This is a genomic window from Paenibacillus sabuli (genome assembly GCF_014705605.1).
Taxonomy (GTDB): Bacteria; Bacillota; Bacilli; order Paenibacillales; family Paenibacillaceae; genus Paenibacillus_D; species Paenibacillus_D sabuli.
Genome location: NZ_JACXIZ010000055.1, coordinates 15,515 through 33,305 on the forward strand (window position 1 = coordinate 15,515; position 17,791 = coordinate 33,305).

Sequence of the window (17,791 nt, forward strand, 5' to 3'; positions counted from 1 at the left end):
ATGCCGACGAAGAGAAGGCGGTGGCTCGGCGGCGCGATGCACACGCTGCTCATTGGACTGGCGATCATCTGGATTTATCCGTTCGTGTGGATGATTTTCTCCTCGCTCAAGACCAATACCGAATATATGAATGCAGGCTTCAAGCTGCTGCCGGAAGTTCCGAGATGGGAGAATTACGGACGCGCTTGGAATGTCGGCCAATTCTCGGTCTATTTCAGCAATTCCATAATTATTACATGCACGACCGTCGTCATCGTCATCGCGATGTGCGCCTTAACCGGCTACGCGCTCGGCAGGGTGCGGTTCCCGGGGCGCAATTGGTTTGTCGCGGCGATTACGGCCACGATGTTTATTCCGAAGGGCTACACGATCATTCCGATTTATCAAATTATCAAAAGCCTCGGCCTGTTAAATACGCTGCCGGGCATTATTTTGGCCGAATCGTCCGGGGCGCATGTTCTTTTCATTTTGCTGTTCATGACCTATTTTTTTAACTTGCCAAAGGAACTGGAGGAAGCGTCGGAAATCGACGGATGCGGATTTTTTCGAACCTTTGTCCAGGTCATGCTGCCGCTGGCCAAGCCAATTGTAGCCACTACGGCCATCATGCAATTCATTTGGACCTGGAATTCGTTTTTTGTGCCGTTGATTTTCAGTATCAACAAGCCAGAAATCCGCACGCTCGCGGTAGGGATGTACGCTTTTGTGGGCGAGCATACGGTCGATTGGTCCGGCATGGCCGCAGGCGCTGCGATCTCCTTGCTGCCGGTCATCGTGGTGTTCATTGTTTTTCAACGCTTCTTCATTGAAGGCATATCAGGCTCCGTTAAAGGATGAATCAAGCTGGGGAGGGAATCGGGATGGTCAAGCAACCGCATATTGTCATATTCAATCCGGATCAATGGCGCAGCGATGTGATGGGGCATCTGGGCAATCCGGCCGCAATCACGCCGAATTTGGACCGCATGGCGGCGACCGACGGGGTTTCGTTTCGCAACGCGTTTTGTCAGAATACAGTATGCACGCCGAGCCGCTGTTCGTTCATGAGCGGCTGGTATCCGCACGTTAGGGGACACCGCACGATGTATCATATGATGCAGCCGGACGAGCCGGTCCTGCTCAAGACGCTGAAGGCGCGCGGTTACTTCGTCTGGTGGGGCGGCAAAAACGATCTTGTGCCCGCCGAGAATGGGTACTCGGCCTACTGCGATGTCAAGTACGAGCCCGAGCGAACGCCGCGTCCGGAGACGAATCTGCACGCCCGCGACGCCTGGCGCGGCGATCCGGAAGGAGATAACTACTATTCGTTCTATGCCGGCCAATTGGAGAAGGCAGAAACGGAGGATGCTTATTACGACGGAGACTGGGCCAATGTGCTCGGCGCAATTGAACAAATTCGCAACGCGCCGGCCGACCAACCGCTCTGCATTTATTTGCCGCTCTTGTATCCGCATCCGCCCTATGGCGTGGAGGAGCCGTACTTCAGCATGATCGATCGCGCCAAGCTGCCGCCGCGCATCCCGGCGCCGACCGACTGGAGCGGCAAGCCGAGTCTGCTCAAAGGCATCCATGACAAGCAGCGGCTCCAAGGCTGGGACCAGACGCGCTGGAACGAGCTTCGTGCGACCTATTACGGCATGTGCGCCCGTGTCGATCAGCAATTCGGGATGGTGATGGACGCCCTGCGCGAGGTCGGGATGTACGACGAGACGGCGGTTTTTTTCTTTTCCGACCACGGCGATTTTACAGGGGATTACGGGCTCGTGGAAAAGACGCAAAACACGTTCGAGGATTGCCTCTCCCGCGTGCCTTTCGTCGTCAAGCCGCCGAAAGCGGAGCCTGTGCAGCCGCGCGTGTCCGACGCGCTGGTGGAGTTGATCGATTTCTCCGCGACGGTGGAAGCGCTGCTCGGGATTGAGCCGGCGCATAGTCACTATGGCCGCTCGCTGCTGCCGCTGATAGCGGGCGAGACGGACAGCCATCGCGACGCCGTATTCTGCGAGGGAGGGCGGCGCCACGGCGAGCAGCAGTGCATGGAGCGGGAGAGCGCCTCGGCGGGCAATTCGGGCTTGTATTCGCCGCGTATCCAGTGGCAGCTACAGGAGGGGCCGGAGCATACCAAGGCGGTGATGTGTCGCACCCACACGCACAAATACGTGCGTCGCCTGTATGAGCAGGACGAATTGTATGAGCTGGGCTCGGATCCCGGAGAGACGGTGAACCGCATTCAAGACCCTGCATTATCCACGGTATTGGCGGAGCTCAAGGAACGCATGCTGACCTTCTATCAGGAGACGTGCGACGCGGTGCCGCACCGCGCGAATCGACGGATGTAGGGTTTGGAATGCGGCTGAGCTTGATTGGTGACGATTTGAGTTGCATGTAAGTTCCTGAGACAGCAAGCTATAGCTGGCGCGGATAGCTCCGTTGTTCGTGGCCGATCATCCAGCCGATGATAGATCGAGCAGGCCGCGCTGTTTATTCGCTACAGTGTTCTCGAGTATGAGTCGGGGGGCTCACTAGCGAAAGTCTGCTCGAACGGACAATAATGTTTGTTACTCATGCATGGCTGCGGTGAGGGATGCTCATCATGACGACAGGAAGGACGACCGGTGCGAACCCCAGGTGCACATGAAATCCCTGGGAGGTTCGCACCCCGCGTCAACACTGGCTTTTTTGAAAACAGACTCGTTTTTTTATCCTGAAAAATGTATACTAAAAATAGGTTCGCACTTTTGAGCCCGGGAGCCCTTGCCCTGTAAGGGCTCCCGGGCGCCGCTGTCGCATCCCGCTGGGATGCGTGGATTGAAACCCCGGCCCGATGTGGGCCACGCAAGCCGGGCGCAGTCGCATCCCGCTGGGATGCGTGGATTGAAACTTTTATTTTTGCGCATTGTGATTGACGGGTGCGCGGGTCGCATCCCGCTGGGATGCGTGGATTGAAACAAGAGGAGAAAAAGCGGTTGTCGCTCCCAACTCTCGTCGCATCCCGCTGGGATGCGTGGATTGAAACAAACATACTTCGGGTGTGTGTTGCTGCTGGACGAGTCGCATCCCGCTGGGATGCGTGGATTGAAACTTTTCTTATGATCTTAGTAGTTTCAGCAGCTTCAGTCGCATCCCGCTGGGATGCGTGGATTGAAACTTGTGTCCACGGTAGTCAGGCTTGACGTCGAACAGTCGCATCCCGCTGGGATGCGTGGATTGAAACCAATCGCTCTAACGCCCTTGCGGAGCCGTATCCCGTCGCATCCCGCTGGGATGCGTGGATTGAAACACTCCCACTCCCTACCATATACATTGCGTATCATGTCGCATCCCGCTGGGATGCGTGGATTGAAACATCGTCCAACAAAAGGGAAGATTAAAACGTGTACGTCGCATCCCGCTGGGATGCGTGGATTGAAACTGAGCCGGTCCCAAAGCTGAATTCAGCCCGAGGCGTCGCATCCCGCTGGGATGCGTGGATTGAAACTGCGATCTGCTCACCGAAACGACGTTTCCGGCCGTCGCATCCCGCTGGGATGCGTGGATTGAAACGCTGATAGTCTCGGTGTGCTGTAGCACGCCGTAGGTCGCATCCCGCTGGGATGCGTGGATTGAAACCGGCTATCGGCGGACTATCCCGCGCAATCGTTCGCGTCGCATCCCGCTGGGATGCGTGGATTGAAACTAATTGATTGGGCCGAATCGATGAATGCTTGTATGTCGCATCCCGCTGGGATGCGTGGATTGAAACGATAATTGCATCTGCTGTAGTATTTGCGGTCCTGTCGCATCCCGCTGGGATGCGTGGATTGAAACTGCCTGCGGCAGTCTGCCATAGTCGTGCAATAAGTCGCATCCCGCTGGGATGCGTGGATTGAAACAAGCAGCACTTGCGGGCAATCCGAACCGATCGGGTCGCATCCCGCTGGGATGCGTGGATTGAAACAGTTTGCATGTATGTCTCCCCCTTACGTCATCTGCGTCGCATCCCGCTGGGATGCGTGGATTGAAACTGATTTACCAAAATCAATCGCATCTCCATGAATAGTCGCATCCCGCTGGGATGCGTGGATTGAAACCGGCCGCCCACAAAGTCGCGCTCACGTCCGGCAAGTCGCATCCCGCTGGGATGCGTGGATTGAAACCAGGGCGCTACCGTCTTAATCTGGACGCTCGAAAGTCGCATCCCGCTGGGATGCGTGGATTGAAACGATATCATCGCGAAGACTGATCGGCCGGGCAGCGGTCGCATCCCGCTGGGATGCGTGGATTGAAACATCGAGGCTGAAAAGACAGAGGACACGTTTCAGAGTCGCATCCCGCTGGGATGCGTGGATTGAAACTGGCTGCTGGTTCCGGCGCCGATCGCCGTCCGTGGTCGCATCCCGCTGGGATGCGTGGATTGAAACTCGACATCATGTGAGCGGTCGCCGCGGATCTCTCCGTCGCATCCCACTGGCCGGAATGCCGGTTGGGGCGTCTCTCTCTCTCAATCCATACGGAAATGAAAAAAACGTGTTATAATACGGCTATATTTTAAAAGCAGGGCTGTCGGGTTCCCGCAAATGTGCGGATTAACCTCTACTACATCTTCACACGACAAGGAAAGTGAAGGCTTAATGAACATTACAATTGAAGACATCAAAGAGATGTGCGGCTCAACCTCTTATTCGCGCGGCAGGCAGTACCAGCAGGCCGGGCGGGTCAAGCTTCTGCCGTTTAATGCGAGAGAGCAGGCCTTCAAAGCGGCGGTAAGAGGCAGTCGGACCTATACCGTCGCGGTCTGGGTAGAGGATAACGAAGTGCGCGAGGTGGAGTGTAATTGTCCAGCATTCAGCAACCACTATTATTGCTGCAAGCATGTGGCGGCTGTTCTGCTGGAGATGCGACAAGCGACTCGGCAAGGGCCTGCTAACGTCGTGAATTCTCCGTCGGGGCGCACCTTCGGGCAGGCACTGAGTGATTGGGAGTCCAGAGTAAGTAATCGGACAATTCTGCCGGATGCAGCTTCGCTTGCCGCACGATTCGAGGAGCAGCTGGCGCAGCGCATGCTCGACTTGTTCGAGGACAGTTACTCTCCGGGTACGGACAGGGCCATTTCGCTTGAGAAGGAGGTGGCGCGCGCCGAATTCACGATACACATTGGAGCGGTTCCGGATTTGCTTCAGGTGGAATTGAAGATCGGCGCTGGCCGTCTCTATGTGGTGCACAAGATTCGCGAATTTCTGGAGCAAATGGATCATGGGCAACCGATTGTTTTTACCAAGAATTACACATACGATCCACGGCATCAGACGTTCAGCGAAGCGGATACGAATGCGCTGAATGCGCTGGTCGCTGCCATGAGGGATGAAAAGTATTACTACGCTCAGCTGCAGCAATCGGCCGGGTATTGGGGCAGTCATAGCGGCTCGGGCAAGCCCAAGGACGGCAAGACGATGCTGCTCCCGAGCCGGAGCTGGGATGCGCTGCTGCCGCTGCTGCGTAACCACTCGATCACCTATAAAATCGTCGTGCGCGGCGTCGATCAAGGCGCTGTCCCGGTCACAGAGCAGCCTCCGGCGCTCTCCTTCGAGCTGAAGCGGGGGAAGGACAAGACCGCCTATAACGTGCATCTGAAAGAGCTGCTGACGTATGAATTGCTGCCTTCCTACGGCCTCGCAACCGGGCTGGATGAGCCGCTTCACGCGATGGACAAGGCGTCCGTGCGCAAGCTGGCAGAGCTCAAAACGCTCGCCCTCCAAGGCGAGCGGGGCGTGCTGATCGTCCCTTCCACGAAGACGGAGGCCTTCATGCACAAGGTCGCGCCTTCGCTCCGGCATCTGGGTCAGCTAAAGCTGGATCGCCAGTTGACCGTACAGGTGATTGATGAACCGCTGCGTGCTCGTGTTCACCTTGACCGTACAGGTCAGCGGCTGGAGGCGCGTGTTCAATTTCATTATGGCGCGATCGCCTACACGCCGCAGGGGCGGCTGGTCGAAGGGACGTCGGCGGAGGCTTCCCGAGGATCGGGGAGTGAGACTGCGCCGGCTGCAGATGCCGGACACACGGTCATACGCGACCCCGTCAGGGAGGAGCAGGTCAAGACGCTGCTGCTGCAATCCGGCTTCCAGGAGAACGGCGAGCGCTACATGCTCGAGGGGGATGAGGCGGAGTATCACTTCCTCTACAACTGTCTGGCGCATCTGGAGCAGGTAGCGGAGGTCTATGCGACCTCCAGCGTAGAGGCGACGCGCGTGCAGCGTACACCGGCGCCGCGTGTGAAGCTGGAACTGGACAACAAGCGCAATTGGCTGGATGTCAGCTTCCAGATGGATGGCATCGATACGCGGGAGCTGACGCGGTTGTTGCGCTCGCTGATGGAGAAGAAGAAGTACTATCGGCTCTCCAGCGGCGCATTGATCTCGCTCGAGGGCGAGGACTTCGACGAAGTGGGACGGTTGTTCGAGGAATTGGGCTTGGAACGCAAGGAAGTCAAGGGCGGCGGGGTCAAGCTCCCGGCTGTGCGCGGGCTCTCGCTCCAGGCGCAGGACGAGCAGAGCAAGGGGGCGGTGCGGGTCGGCAAGACGCTGCGTCGTCTGCTGGATGATCTGCGGCATCCCGACAATCTGGACTTCGAGCTGCCGTCGACGCTGACGCCGGTGCTTCGGGATTACCAGACGCAGGGCTTCCAATGGTTCAAGATGCTCAGTCATTATGGCCTTGGCGGTATCCTCGCGGACGATATGGGGCTGGGCAAGACACTACAATCGATCGCCTATCTGCTCTCCGAACGGGAACGCTCTGACTGGAGCGGCACGCCGATGCTGATCGTATGCCCGGCCTCGCTTGTCTACAATTGGCGCAATGAATTGCAGCGCTTCGCGCCGGAGCTTGCCGTTGCTGTGGCGGCGGGCGGCAAGGCGGAGCGCGACGCGGTGCTAGAGCAGGCGATGGACCGCGACGTGATCATCACATCATACCCGCTGGCAAGGCGCGATCAGGAGTGGTACGCGGCACGGACGTTCCATGCGCTCATCCTGGACGAGGCCCAGGCGATCAAGAACGACGCGACCCAGACGGCACAGGCGGTCAAGTCCATCGATGCGGTGCATCGCTTCGCGCTGACCGGCACCCCAATCGAGAATCGGTTGGAAGAGCTGTGGTCGATCTATGACGCGGTATTTCCGGGTCTGTTCCCCAGTCGGACTGCCTTCGGCCAATTGAAGCCGGAGCAGGTGGCGCGCAAGATCCGTCCGTTCCTGCTGCGCCGGCTCAAGCGGGATGTGCTGACGGAGCTGCCGGACAAGATCGAAGCGTTGCAAGTATCGGAGCTACACGAAGAGCAGAAGAAGCTGTACATGGCCTACCTCATGCAGCTCAAGTCGGAGACGGCTGATCAGTTAGCGGCCGAAGGCTTTCAGAAGAGCCGGATGAAGATTCTCGCGGGACTGACGCGCTTGCGCCAGATCTGCTGCCACCCGTCCTTGTTCCTGGAGGATTATGCCGGCGGTTCGGCCAAGCTGGAGCAGTTGCTCGAGGTGCTGGAGGAGTGCTTGGCCAGTGGCCGGCGCGTGCTGATCTTCTCACAGTTCACCTCCATGCTGGCGCTGATCCGGGAGACCTTCGCTCAGCGGGGGTGGCCGTGCCTGTACCTGGACGGCAGCACCAAGCCGGCGGAGCGGGTGGAGCTGTGCGAGCGTTTCAATGCGGGCGGCGAGGGCGACCTGTTCCTTATCTCGCTCAAGGCGGGCGGCACGGGGCTGAATCTGACCGGGGCGGATACGGTCATCCTCTACGATCTGTGGTGGAACCCGGCTGTCGAGCAGCAGGCGGCCGACCGTGCCCATCGGATCGGGCAGCAGCAGGTGGTGCAGGTGTTCCGCTTCGTGACAGAGGGCACGATCGAGGAGAAGATGTACGAGCTGCAGCAGCGCAAGAAGGATCTGGTCGACACGGTCGTCACGGCCGGGGAGCAGGGCACGTCGAGCTTGTCGGAAGCAGATATTCGTGAGCTGTTGAGTCTGTAAGCTGACGATTGCGGGCACCTGCGTCGAGCGTTGCAGGTGTTGTGCTGCGGCAGCGAGCCGCCCGGGGCTGGTGGTCGGTGTGGTGCGAACCCCAGGTGCACATGAAATCCCCGGGAGGTTCGCACCCCGCGCCAGCACTGGATTTTTTGGGGAAGGGGTCGTTTTTTTATCCTAAAAAATGTATACTGAAATCAGGTTCGCACTTTCGGGCCCGGGAGCCCTTACGGGGCAAGGGCTCCCGGGCGCCGCTGTCGCATCCCGCTGGGATGCGTGGATTGAAACTTGATCTCCTTTTTGCTCTCCGTCACCTTCAAGATGGTCGCATCCCGCTGGGATGCGTGGATTGAAACCTCCGGGCAGCCGGGATCATTTGCAGCGCCCGGGTCGCATCCCGCTGGGATGCGTGGATTGAAACTACAACAGTCCAGTGCATTTTCCAACACTCCCTCAGTCGCATCCCGCTGGGATGCGTGGATTGAAACTTTCATGGATTGAAAAGTGCTTGTCGAAATGGTCGTCGCATCCCGCTGGGATGCGTGGATTGAAACTGTCGACATCGGGGCGATCACGTTGTATGCAAGCGTCGCATCCCGCTGGGATGCGTGGATTGAAACATTGATAAATCAATCATCATGACAAGGTTTGTTGGTCGCATCCCGCTGGGATGCGTGGATTGAAACCAACCGTCCGAATACGACCGGATATAACCTTTTGTCGCATCCCGCTGGGATGCGTGGATTGAAACTTCTGCGCGGGAGTCATTTCCACGTACACAGGCTGTCGCATCCCGCTGGGATGCGTGGATTGAAACCGCTTAATCTCCCGGCAGCAGGCGGACATCAAGCGTCGCATCCCGCTGGGATGCGTGGATTGAAACAGCAAGGGCTTGCGCGATCTCGTAGCGAGTGGTGTCGCATCCCGCTGGGATGCGTGGATTGAAACGTCGTTGATGGGCACAAGCGTACCGTAGTCGCACGTCGCATCCCGCTGGGATGCGTGGATTGAAACTTCGATCACTGGGCCGAACATGTCCGCAATCTCCAGTCGCATCCCGCTGGGATGCGTGGATTGAAACCATTTTGTAAATGTAGATAGAAAGAACGTGAATAAGTCGCATCCCGCTGGGATGCGTGGATTGAAACCTTCGCGGCTACGGTCCAGCTGCTTCGCAGCCTGTCGCATCCCGCTGGGATGCGTGGATTGAAACGTAATTTCGTAATCGACCGCAAACGAATCGATAGTCGCATCCCGCTGGGATGCGTGGATTGAAACGTTCCTCCTTTGGTATAAGAAAGGAGCAGCCCGAGTCGCATCCCGCTGGGATGCGTGGATTGAAACATCCCTCGCCGGTGAATTTCTCGCCCGCAAACAGGTCGCATCCCGCTGGGATGCGTGGATTGAAACCGGATTCCGGGCCGGCCAGCGTAGTCCGTAATGAGTCGCATCCCGCTGGGATGCGTGGATTGAAACTTCGAGGAGGAGGGGGGCGAGGTGGGCGCAGGTCGTCGCATCCCGCTGGGATGCGTGGATTGAAACGGACCTCGGCACAGGAAATAAGTCGCAAAGTTCCGTCGCATCCCGCTGGGATGCGTGGATTGAAACCTCGCAGAATACCGGTCTAGGGCGGCGGGCCAAGTCGCATCCCGCTGGGATGCGTGGATTGAAACTTCGCGGCGGTTAATTTTTATTCGCTTCAAGCCTCGTCGCATCCCGCTGGGATGCGTGGATTGAAACCGCAACATCCTCCGTTTCTTCGACAGTTACCGTGTCGCATCCCGCTGGGATGCGTGGATTGAAACAGAGAAGCCGAGCTTAAAGATGCCATGGACGATCGTCGCATCCCGCTGGGATGCGTGGATTGAAACTTGCTGCGCTGTCGGAGAACGACCTGACAGGCCCGTCGCATCCCGCTGGGATGCGTGGATTGAAACTTCTTCTGCTGCTATATGAACGGCAGCTTTAGAAGGTCGCATCCCGCTGGGATGCGTGGATTGAAACCGCGGTGTCCTTGAGGTAGTCTTGCTCCAAGCGCGTCGCATCCCGCTGGGATGCGTGGATTGAAACTTCATATACGGTTTCTCCGATATCGTCCAGCACGTCGCATCCCGCTGGGATGCGTGGATTGAAACAATGCGAATTGCAGCATGTCTAGTCAATATGTAGTCGCATCCCGCTGGGATGCGTGGATTGAAACGTAAATTCGCCGACGGACATATCCGCCATGACCTGTCGCATCCCGCTGGGATGCGTGGATTGAAACGCGTTAAAATCGAGTCGGTGACGCCGTTTGACGGTCGCATCCCGCTGGGATGCGTGGATTGAAACGTCCAGGTTCGGCACCGGCTCGCCTGCTGATAGGGTCGCATCCCGCTGGGATGCGTGGATTGAAACGAGATCACGATCAAGGTGAGCGGCGCGCCCGTCCGTCGCATCCCGCTGGGATGCGTGGATTGAAACACTTCTACGGGCACGGTATGGACATGCGGCCCGGTCGCATCCCGCTGGGATGCGTGGATTGAAACACGATAAGTATCCCCATTACAGATGAAAACAGATGTCGCATCCCGCTGGGATGCGTGGATTGAAACCGCTTCAATCTCCGACAATTTGTTCTGAATTGATGTCGCATCCCGCTGGGATGCGTGGATTGAAACCGCTGAATCATCAGCTGCTTGAGTGGCATTATTTGTCGCATCCCGCTGGGATGCGTGGATTGAAACTAAGTGTCCGAGGGCAGCGGCAAACGCGAAGAAAAGTCGCATCCCGCTGGGATGCGTGGATTGCAGTCAGTAGTTTTGCTACAATGGAAACGTGGATTAAAACACACATCCAAATTCCAAAAAATGGGTCGTAGTCGCATCCCTCGCGGATGCGTGCGCTAGGCCCCCTGCATAGGGAGGGGTCGAATTGATCACAGGAAGCAAGAAGTGGCTAAACCTAAGTCCATCTGATCGATTTATAGTAGAGGAATTTGTGCATAGAGTGAGTGGGGAACCTTTAGTAAGGCGTATCATCTTGTTCGGGTCCAAAGCCAGGGGAGAATCTACAAGAGATAGCGATTTTGATTTTGTCGTGCTAGGTGACTTCACCGATCCCTCGTGGCCCAATCGAATGTCTGATTTGAAGGCGCGATTAGGAAATTTGAGAACTGTAGGGATAGACTTACTGCCGCTCACGGAGTGGGAGTTAGACAACAAGTTCTTCTTTAGAGACGCTGTTTATCAGGAGGGAATTGTTGTTTATGAAAAATAACGACTGTCTGGAATGGTTTAATAAAAGTAAGGGCGACTGGAGATCAGCTGAGGTGTTAAAAGCATCTGGTGAATTTGATACCTCTTGTTATCATTACCATCAATCAGCATTTACGCATGATTTGGAGCTTGGAATTGTCTTCGCTTGGAGTTGAATCAGATCCAGATGTAATCGAGCCTGCTATGCAGCCTACCAACTTTTCTACAATGTCCAGATACCTAGGATACGATTGTACACTGGAGGATGTTAATCATTGCTATCAGAACAGTAAGACACTTGTTACTTTCGTTCAGAGGTGGTTTAATAATCACTCCGCTGATTTTGAAGATTTAAAGTTTTTTTAACGAAAATGGACAATATTCGGCGTTTGCTCGTTACTAGAGTTGGTGCCAATTCATAATGATGATTGAGGAACGCCTGCTTAATCGACGTTCTTTTTTCTCGCGGCTCGGGCTTCGACATCAAGCTACTGCTCATATAAGTAAGTGAGGCAGCCGGTGCGAACCCCAGTTGAACATGAAAATTCCTGGGAGGTTCGCACCTCGCGCCAGCACTGACTTTTTTATAAATAGGCTCGTTTTTTGTTCCAAAAAATGTAGGATAAAAATAGGTTCACACTTTTGAGCCTGGTATCCCATACGTCAAAAGGGCTCAGAGGCGCCGCTGTCGCATCCCTCGCGGATGCGTGGATTGAAACAGACTAACCAGCCAACATAGCGCGGAGTGAGGGACCATTATGAAATCGGAATTGGGACGGCAGGATGGTGGCCTTGTGAATCGATTTACAGAACTGGAGAAGCTTATTAAGCTTACAGGTGATCGAGCCAAGCTGGATGCAAAAGCCAACGATACCTATATTGTCTATAAGACTTCTGAGGGGCAAATCGTGAGAGAATATACGAACGGCGATATTATTCCAATTGCGAAGACCAAGGGCGCCAATGACTGAGCAATCGCCGGTTATGTATGTGTTCGCGGGCAACAACGGAAGCGGTAAAAGTACCATCCGAAATTTGATTGTGGATCGACTGGGAATCGGTGTAAACATTGATCCTGATGTCTTGGCGAGAAGAATCGATCCCTTTTATCCCGAGACATTTTTATGAATGCAGGCTGTTAATGTGGCGTTTTCAGAGGCCCAATATGTATCGTTTAATCATGTAGTTCAGCCTTGGTCCATTCCTAGCGGAGGTCAAGGCTTTTTTTGTTGTTTTCCCCGTCACCCCCGTGTCATTTCCCACCAACCTCTCTAAATTTGAAAAAATTTATATGGATATGCAGGAAAATGTTATGGTATGTCGAAATAACTAGATAAACGCGTCTATACGCCTATTCCATAACATGATAGTGAGTCTTTAAGACTTATTTTTCGATGGAGAGGAGGGTAATTGTGGGATACATTGCCCATATTCGGGAGCGCGACCATGCCATTCAGTCTGTCCGGCAGCATTTGCTGGAAGTGAAGACGCTGGCCGAGCACTACGGGGCAAAGCTGGGCGTGGCGCATATTGCCGGACTGGCGGGCCTGATGCACGACATGGGCAAGAGCACGCCGCTATTTCGCGACTATATCCGCAGGGCCGTCTTCGAGCCAGAGCAGGGCGCGAAGCGTGGCGAGGTGGATCACTCCACGGCGGGCGGGCGGTTGATGTATGAGCGACTGCACATTGGAGCGCCCAAGGCTAATCGGCTGCGCTACTTGCTGTCGGAAGTGGTCGGCAACTGCATCGTGTCGCATCACGGGTACCTGCACGATTACCTGAGCCCGGAGCTGGAGTCGGATTATCTGCGGCGCGTGCGTGACAAGGACCCGATCAAGCTGGACTACGAGACGGCGCGCGACGATTTCTTCGTAACCGTCATGCCCGAGGCACAGTGGCAAGCGTATGTGGACGAGGCAGTCCGCGAGCTGGAGGCCTTCTGCGTACAGCCCTCCACCGAGCCGCTGGAGAGCCGCATCATGCTGCTGACGAAGTTCGTATTCAGCGCGCTGATCGATGCCGACCGCACGAATACGCGACTGTTCGAAGAGGGAGCGTCATCCGCCGCACCGGAGCCGGAGGCCGCCGAGGCTCGCCGGATGCGGTTCCAGTCCTACTACGACAAGCTGATGCAGCACATGGCGAGCTATCTGGAGCGTGAGGACGCGGATAGCCGGATCAACCGGCTGCGCCGGGAGATGTCGGCGCAGTGCGAGCAGTTCGCCGAGCGCGCGTCCGGCATCTATTCGCTGTCGATTCCGACCGGCGGCGGCAAGACGCTGGCCAGCTTCCGCTATGCGCTGCGGCATGCCATGCGGACGGACAAGCACCATATTGTCTATGTGATCCCTTACACGACGATCATCGAGCAGAATGCGGACGAGATTCGAAGAATAATCGAGGACGACGCACATCTGCTGGAGCACCACTCGAACGTGGTGCAGGACGAGCGGGAGGACGACGAGTACCTGGACGGCTTGCCCGGGACGAGTCAGAATCTCAAGCTGGCGAAGGATAATTGGGACGCGCCGGTTGTCTTTACGACGATGGTGCAGTTTCTGAATGTGTTTTACGCCCGCGGGACGCGTAATGTTCGTCGGTTGCACAATTTGAGCAAGGCCGTCATCGTCTTTGACGAGGTGCAGAAGGTGCCGATTCCGTGCGTGTCGTTATTCAATCGCGCGCTCAACTTCCTGAAGCAGCATGCCGATACGAGTATGCTGCTATGTACGGCGACACAGCCTGCGCTGGAATACGTCGAGCACAAGCTGGACAAGGACCTGGACGGCGAAATCGTGCAGGCGCTGGACGAGGTGACGAATGACTTCAAGCGCGTGGACGTGCACGATCGCACGGCGGACCAGCCTTACGATACCGAACGTCTGGCGGCAAGCGTGCTGGCCCCACTGGACGAGACGCCCAGCACGCTCGTCATACTGAACACCAAGTCGGTCGTGCAGCGGCTCTATGTCCGGCTGAAGGGCTGCGGCGTGCCGGTCTATCATCTGAGCACGGCGATGTGCGCGGACCATCGCAAGTCGGAACTGGCCAAGATCAGGGAGCATCTGGACCGGGAGGAGCCGGTCGTATGCGTGAGTACGCCGCTCATTGAAGCTGGCGTAGACGTCAGCTTCCACCGCGTCATTCGTTCGCTGGCCGGGCTCGATTCGATCGCGCAGGCGGCCGGGCGGTGCAATCGGCACGGGGAGAAGGGGACGGGACAGGTCGACGTGATCCGGCACGCGGAGGAGGATCTGCGCCATCTGCCGGAGATCCGCGCGGGGCAGAGCAGCACCGAGCCGATCCTGATCGATCTGCGCGGCAATCCCGAGCTGCACGGCGGGCATATGCTGTCCACCGGGGCGATGCGTCTGTATTTTCAACGGTATTATCGGAAGCTGGAGAATGAGCTGAATTATCCGATTCCGCGACTCGGTCAGACGATGACCAGCCTGCTGATCGAATCGCGCACATCCCAGGACTCCTACTATGATGCGTACAAGGCGCACCGCCAAAAAGGGCCGCTGAATCTATTCATGACCAATGCCCCTCGTACGGCGGCCGATCACTTCGAGGTTATCGCTACGCATGGCGTGTCCGCTATCGCGCCATATGGCGACGGCAAGCGGCTGATCGCGGCATTGAATAGTGGACTGTCGATCCAGGAGCTGGGCCGGGAGCTGCGGGCTGCCCAGCAGTTCACCGTCAATCTGATGCCGCATGAGCAGCGCCGACTGAGCGAGAACGGCGGGCTGGAGGCGCTGCTGGACGGCAAGGTGCTGGTGCTGAAGGAAGGCGCGTACAGCAAGGAGTATGGGCTGAATGTGAATAATGACGGTAGGTTCGAGGCGGCGATCTGCTAGACGCGAAAGGAGGTGAACCAACATCAAAACGACGCAAGACACAAAGAAGATTCGCAATGCCATTGAATTTGAACTCTGCGGCACGTATGCCCTTTTTACTGACCCGCTCACCAAGATCGGCGGCGAGAAGCTGTCCTATCATGTACCTACATACCAAGCGTTGAAGGGGATCGTGGAATCAATATATTGGAAGCCGACTCTGATCATGTACATCGATGCGGTGCGCATCATGAAGCCGATCCGGATGGAGTCCAAGGGCATCCGCCCGCTGGAGTACGGGGGCGGCAATACGCTCGCGAACTATACGTATCTGCGGGATGTGCGCTATCAGGTGCGGGCCTACTTCGAATTCAACGAGCACCGCCCCGAGCTGGCGGATGACCGCAACGAGCACAAGCACCACAACATCCTCAAGCGCTCGCTGCGAGCCGGCGGGCGAAGAGATATCTTCCTCGGCGCGCGCGAGTGCCAGGGCTATGTGGAGCCATGCGTGTTCGGCGAGGGGGAGGGAGCCTATGACGAAGCCGGCGAGCAGCATCTCGGGACGATGGTGCACGGCTTCAACTATCCGGACGAGACAGGCCGGGATGCGCTGGAGATTCGCCTATGGCGGCCGGTCATGGACAACGGCGTTATTGCCTTCATTCGTCCGGAGGCGTGCGAGCTCGTGCGAACGATCGGGCCGATGAAGGCCAAGGTATTCGGACTGAACGAGATGGAGCGCGTGGATACGCTGCATGCGCAGCTGGAAGAGGAGGTGAAAGGCGGATGAGCTGGCTGCTCAACCTGTATCAGACATACGAGGCCAACACGGGCCGGATTGGCAAGATTGAGAAAAGACGCAAGGACCAGGAGTTCACGCTGCTGCCGATCGCCCACACGACGCAAAATGCGCATATTGAAGTGCTGGTCACCGAGGACGGCGGCTTCCACTCGGCCAGGGTGCTGAGCAAAGCGGAGCTGGAGACGCTCATTCCGACGACGGAGGATTCGTCGAGCCGTGCGGGCAGCTCGGTCTTCCCGTTCCCGCTTCATGACAAGCTGAGCTATGTGGCCGGAGACTTCGCGACCTATGGACGCAATTCGAAGAAATTCCCCCATTACCCGAAATACATCGAAGAACTCGCGAAGTGGGCGAATTCGGAGCATGCGAATGCCAAGGTGCGGAGCATCTATCGCTACCTGCAGCAAGGGACGCTCATTCACGACCTCGTCCATCAGCCCAATCCGATCCTGCATCTGGAGCCGGGCGACGGCAAGCTGATCGAGAAGTGGGACAAGACCCACGAGTCGCTCGCGCCGGTCAAGCCGGACATCTTCGGCGTGGTGGCCGGGCCCCAGGAGGATGCGTTCGTCCGCTTCAATGTGTATACGACCGGCCTGTACACCGATGTGTGGAAGGACCCGGAGATGTACGATTCATTCATCTCCTATTATAAAGAAGTGCTCGGCGACGAGGATGTCTGCTACGTCACCGGCGAGCGCCAGCCGGCGACCGAGCGTCATGCCAAGCGCATCCGGCACGCCGGAGATAATGCCAAGCTCATCTCCTCCAACGATACGTCGGGCTTCACCTTCCGCGGGCGGTTCCTGACCGGCAGCGAGGCGGCGAGCATCAGCTACGACGTCTCGCAGAAGGCGCACAATGCGCTCAAGTGGCTCATCAACCGCCAGGGCAAGCAACACGATCAGCGCGTCTTCCTGGTATGGGGCAACACGGCGCCGGATACGGCCGATCCGACGGAGGATGCGTTCGAGCTGGACCCGGGCGCGGTGGCGACGCCGGAGCGCATCCATTACACGTGGCGGGAATTCGCGGTCGAATTCGCCAAGGGGCTGAGCGGCTACCGCAACAAGGTCGGGGAACCGGGCTTCGACGAGCAGGACAACGTCAATCTGCTGATCCTCGATTCGGCGACGACCGGGCGTATGGCCGTGCTGTACTACCGGAATCTTCATAAGGATACCTATATCGACCGTCTGGTGGAGTGGCATTCCACCTGTGTATGGCTGCACCGCTACCGCAAGGATGCCGAGGGCAAGTATATCGAATTCTACGGCGCGCCTGCAACGAAGGATATCGCCTTCGCGGCGTACGGTCCGCGCGCCGATGACAAGATCGTCAAGGGCCTGATGGAGCGCATGCTGCCCTGTATCCTGGACGGGCGCAGGGTGCCGGTGGATATCGTCCGTAGCGCCGTGCAGCGCGCTTCCAATCCGGTGGCGATGGATACGTGGGAATGGGAGAAGACGCTGAGCATCGCCTGCGCTTTAGTCAATCAAGAGGAGGAGACGCATGTGGCACTAGACTTGGAGAACGACAACCGCAATTATCTGTTCGGGCGTATGCTCGCCGTCGCGGACGTGCTGGAGCGCCGCGCGCTCGGCGACGAGAAGCGCGCCACCAACGCGATCCGGTACATGAACGAATTCGCCAAGCATCCGGCGCGCACCTGGAGCACGATTCAGCAATGCTTGCAGCCGTACCAGGCAAGGCTCGGTGTGACCGCGACCTACTGGACCAAGATCATCGATGAAATCGGGTTCCAGTTCAAGATCAAGGAGTTCAATAATCAGCCGCTATCGGAATTGTACCTGCTCGGCTTCTACAGCCAGCGTCATGAGCTGTATCAGAAGAAGGACAAGGAGCCGAAGCCCGAGCTGGCAGCGGATACAGATACCAGCTCGTCTTAATGCC

9 protein-coding genes, 1 pseudogene and 2 CRISPR repeat arrays are annotated in these 17,791 nt (G+C 57.1%); all 10 genes and pseudogenes read left to right on the top strand.

Going from position 1 to position 17,791, the window contains the following annotated elements:
* The 10 genes and pseudogenes from IDH44_RS23365 to cas8c all read left to right on the top strand — a co-directional run bounded on the left by IDH44_RS23365 (nucleotide 1) and on the right by cas8c (nucleotide 17,787).
* On the top strand, nucleotides 1–837 hold the full coding sequence (locus IDH44_RS23365; protein ID WP_190921248.1) for a carbohydrate ABC transporter permease: 837 nt from the start codon (nucleotides 1–3) through the stop codon (nucleotides 835–837).
* 23 nt (nucleotides 838–860) lie between these two features.
* Nucleotides 861–2,336 carry a sulfatase-like hydrolase/transferase gene (locus IDH44_RS23370; protein WP_190921249.1) on the top strand — a complete coding sequence of 492 codons (1,476 nt, stop codon included), beginning with the start codon at nucleotides 861–863 and terminating at the stop codon, nucleotides 2,334–2,336.
* A gap of 444 nt (nucleotides 2,337–2,780) precedes the next feature.
* Nucleotides 2,781–4,397: a CRISPR direct-repeat array (repeat unit 32 nt; unit sequence GTCGCATCCCGCTGGGATGCGTGGATTGAAAC).
* A gap of 210 nt (nucleotides 4,398–4,607) precedes the next feature.
* On the top strand, nucleotides 4,608–7,997 hold the full coding sequence (locus IDH44_RS23375; RefSeq protein WP_190921250.1) for a DEAD/DEAH box helicase: 3,390 nt from the start codon (nucleotides 4,608–4,610) through the stop codon (nucleotides 7,995–7,997).
* 250 nt (nucleotides 7,998–8,247) lie between these two features.
* Nucleotides 8,248–10,784: direct repeats of the CRISPR family, unit length 32 nt; unit sequence GTCGCATCCCGCTGGGATGCGTGGATTGAAAC.
* A 120-nt stretch (nucleotides 10,785–10,904) separates the two neighbouring features.
* A complete protein-coding gene (locus IDH44_RS23380) occupies nucleotides 10,905–11,249 on the top strand; it encodes a nucleotidyltransferase domain-containing protein (protein ID WP_190921251.1) in 345 nt (114 codons plus the stop codon).
* The gene (locus IDH44_RS23385) at nucleotides 11,239–11,403 is read left to right on the top strand and encodes a HEPN domain-containing protein (protein WP_190921252.1); all 165 of its coding nucleotides are present in this window, start codon (nucleotides 11,239–11,241) and stop codon (nucleotides 11,401–11,403) included. Before IDH44_RS23380 ends, IDH44_RS23385 begins: the two co-directional genes overlap by 11 nt.
* A gap of 582 nt (nucleotides 11,404–11,985) precedes the next feature.
* Entirely contained in the window at nucleotides 11,986–12,198 is a 213-nt protein-coding gene (locus IDH44_RS23390) for a hypothetical protein (RefSeq protein WP_190921264.1), read from the top strand.
* Nucleotides 12,191–12,343, top strand: a pseudogene (locus IDH44_RS23395) (zeta toxin family protein); the annotation flags it as partial. The gene IDH44_RS23390 and the pseudogene IDH44_RS23395, both read left to right, overlap by 8 nt.
* 296 nt (nucleotides 12,344–12,639) lie before the next feature.
* The gene (cas3, locus tag IDH44_RS23400; RefSeq protein WP_190921253.1) at nucleotides 12,640–15,093 is read left to right on the top strand and encodes a CRISPR-associated helicase Cas3'; all 2,454 of its coding nucleotides are present in this window, start codon (nucleotides 12,640–12,642) and stop codon (nucleotides 15,091–15,093) included.
* A gap of 49 nt (nucleotides 15,094–15,142) precedes the next feature.
* Nucleotides 15,143–15,865, top strand: a complete 723-nt coding sequence (gene cas5c / locus IDH44_RS23405; protein ID WP_190921263.1) for a type I-C CRISPR-associated protein Cas5c — start codon at nucleotides 15,143–15,145, stop codon at nucleotides 15,863–15,865.
* Entirely contained in the window at nucleotides 15,862–17,787 is a 1,926-nt protein-coding gene (cas8c, locus tag IDH44_RS23410; RefSeq protein ID WP_190921254.1) for a type I-C CRISPR-associated protein Cas8c/Csd1, read from the top strand. The genes cas5c and cas8c overlap by 4 nt, the downstream gene beginning before the upstream one ends.
* The last annotated feature ends 4 nt before the right edge of the window (nucleotides 17,788–17,791 follow it).

Excerpts from the sequence above, each read along its gene's own strand:
- IDH44_RS23365 (WP_190921248.1), top strand. The coding sequence starts at position 1 with ATGCCGACGAAGAGAAGGCGGTGGCTCGGCGGCGCGATGCACACGCTG.
- IDH44_RS23370 (WP_190921249.1), top strand. The coding sequence starts at position 861 with ATGGTCAAGCAACCGCATATTGTCATATTCAATCCGGATCAATGGCGC.
- IDH44_RS23375 (WP_190921250.1), top strand. The coding sequence starts at position 4,608 with ATGAACATTACAATTGAAGACATCAAAGAGATGTGCGGCTCAACCTCT.
- IDH44_RS23385 (WP_190921252.1), top strand. The coding sequence starts at position 11,239 with ATGAAAAATAACGACTGTCTGGAATGGTTTAATAAAAGTAAGGGCGAC.
- IDH44_RS23390 (WP_190921264.1), top strand. The coding sequence starts at position 11,986 with ATGAAATCGGAATTGGGACGGCAGGATGGTGGCCTTGTGAATCGATTT.
- cas8c (WP_190921254.1), top strand. The coding sequence starts at position 15,862 with ATGAGCTGGCTGCTCAACCTGTATCAGACATACGAGGCCAACACGGGC.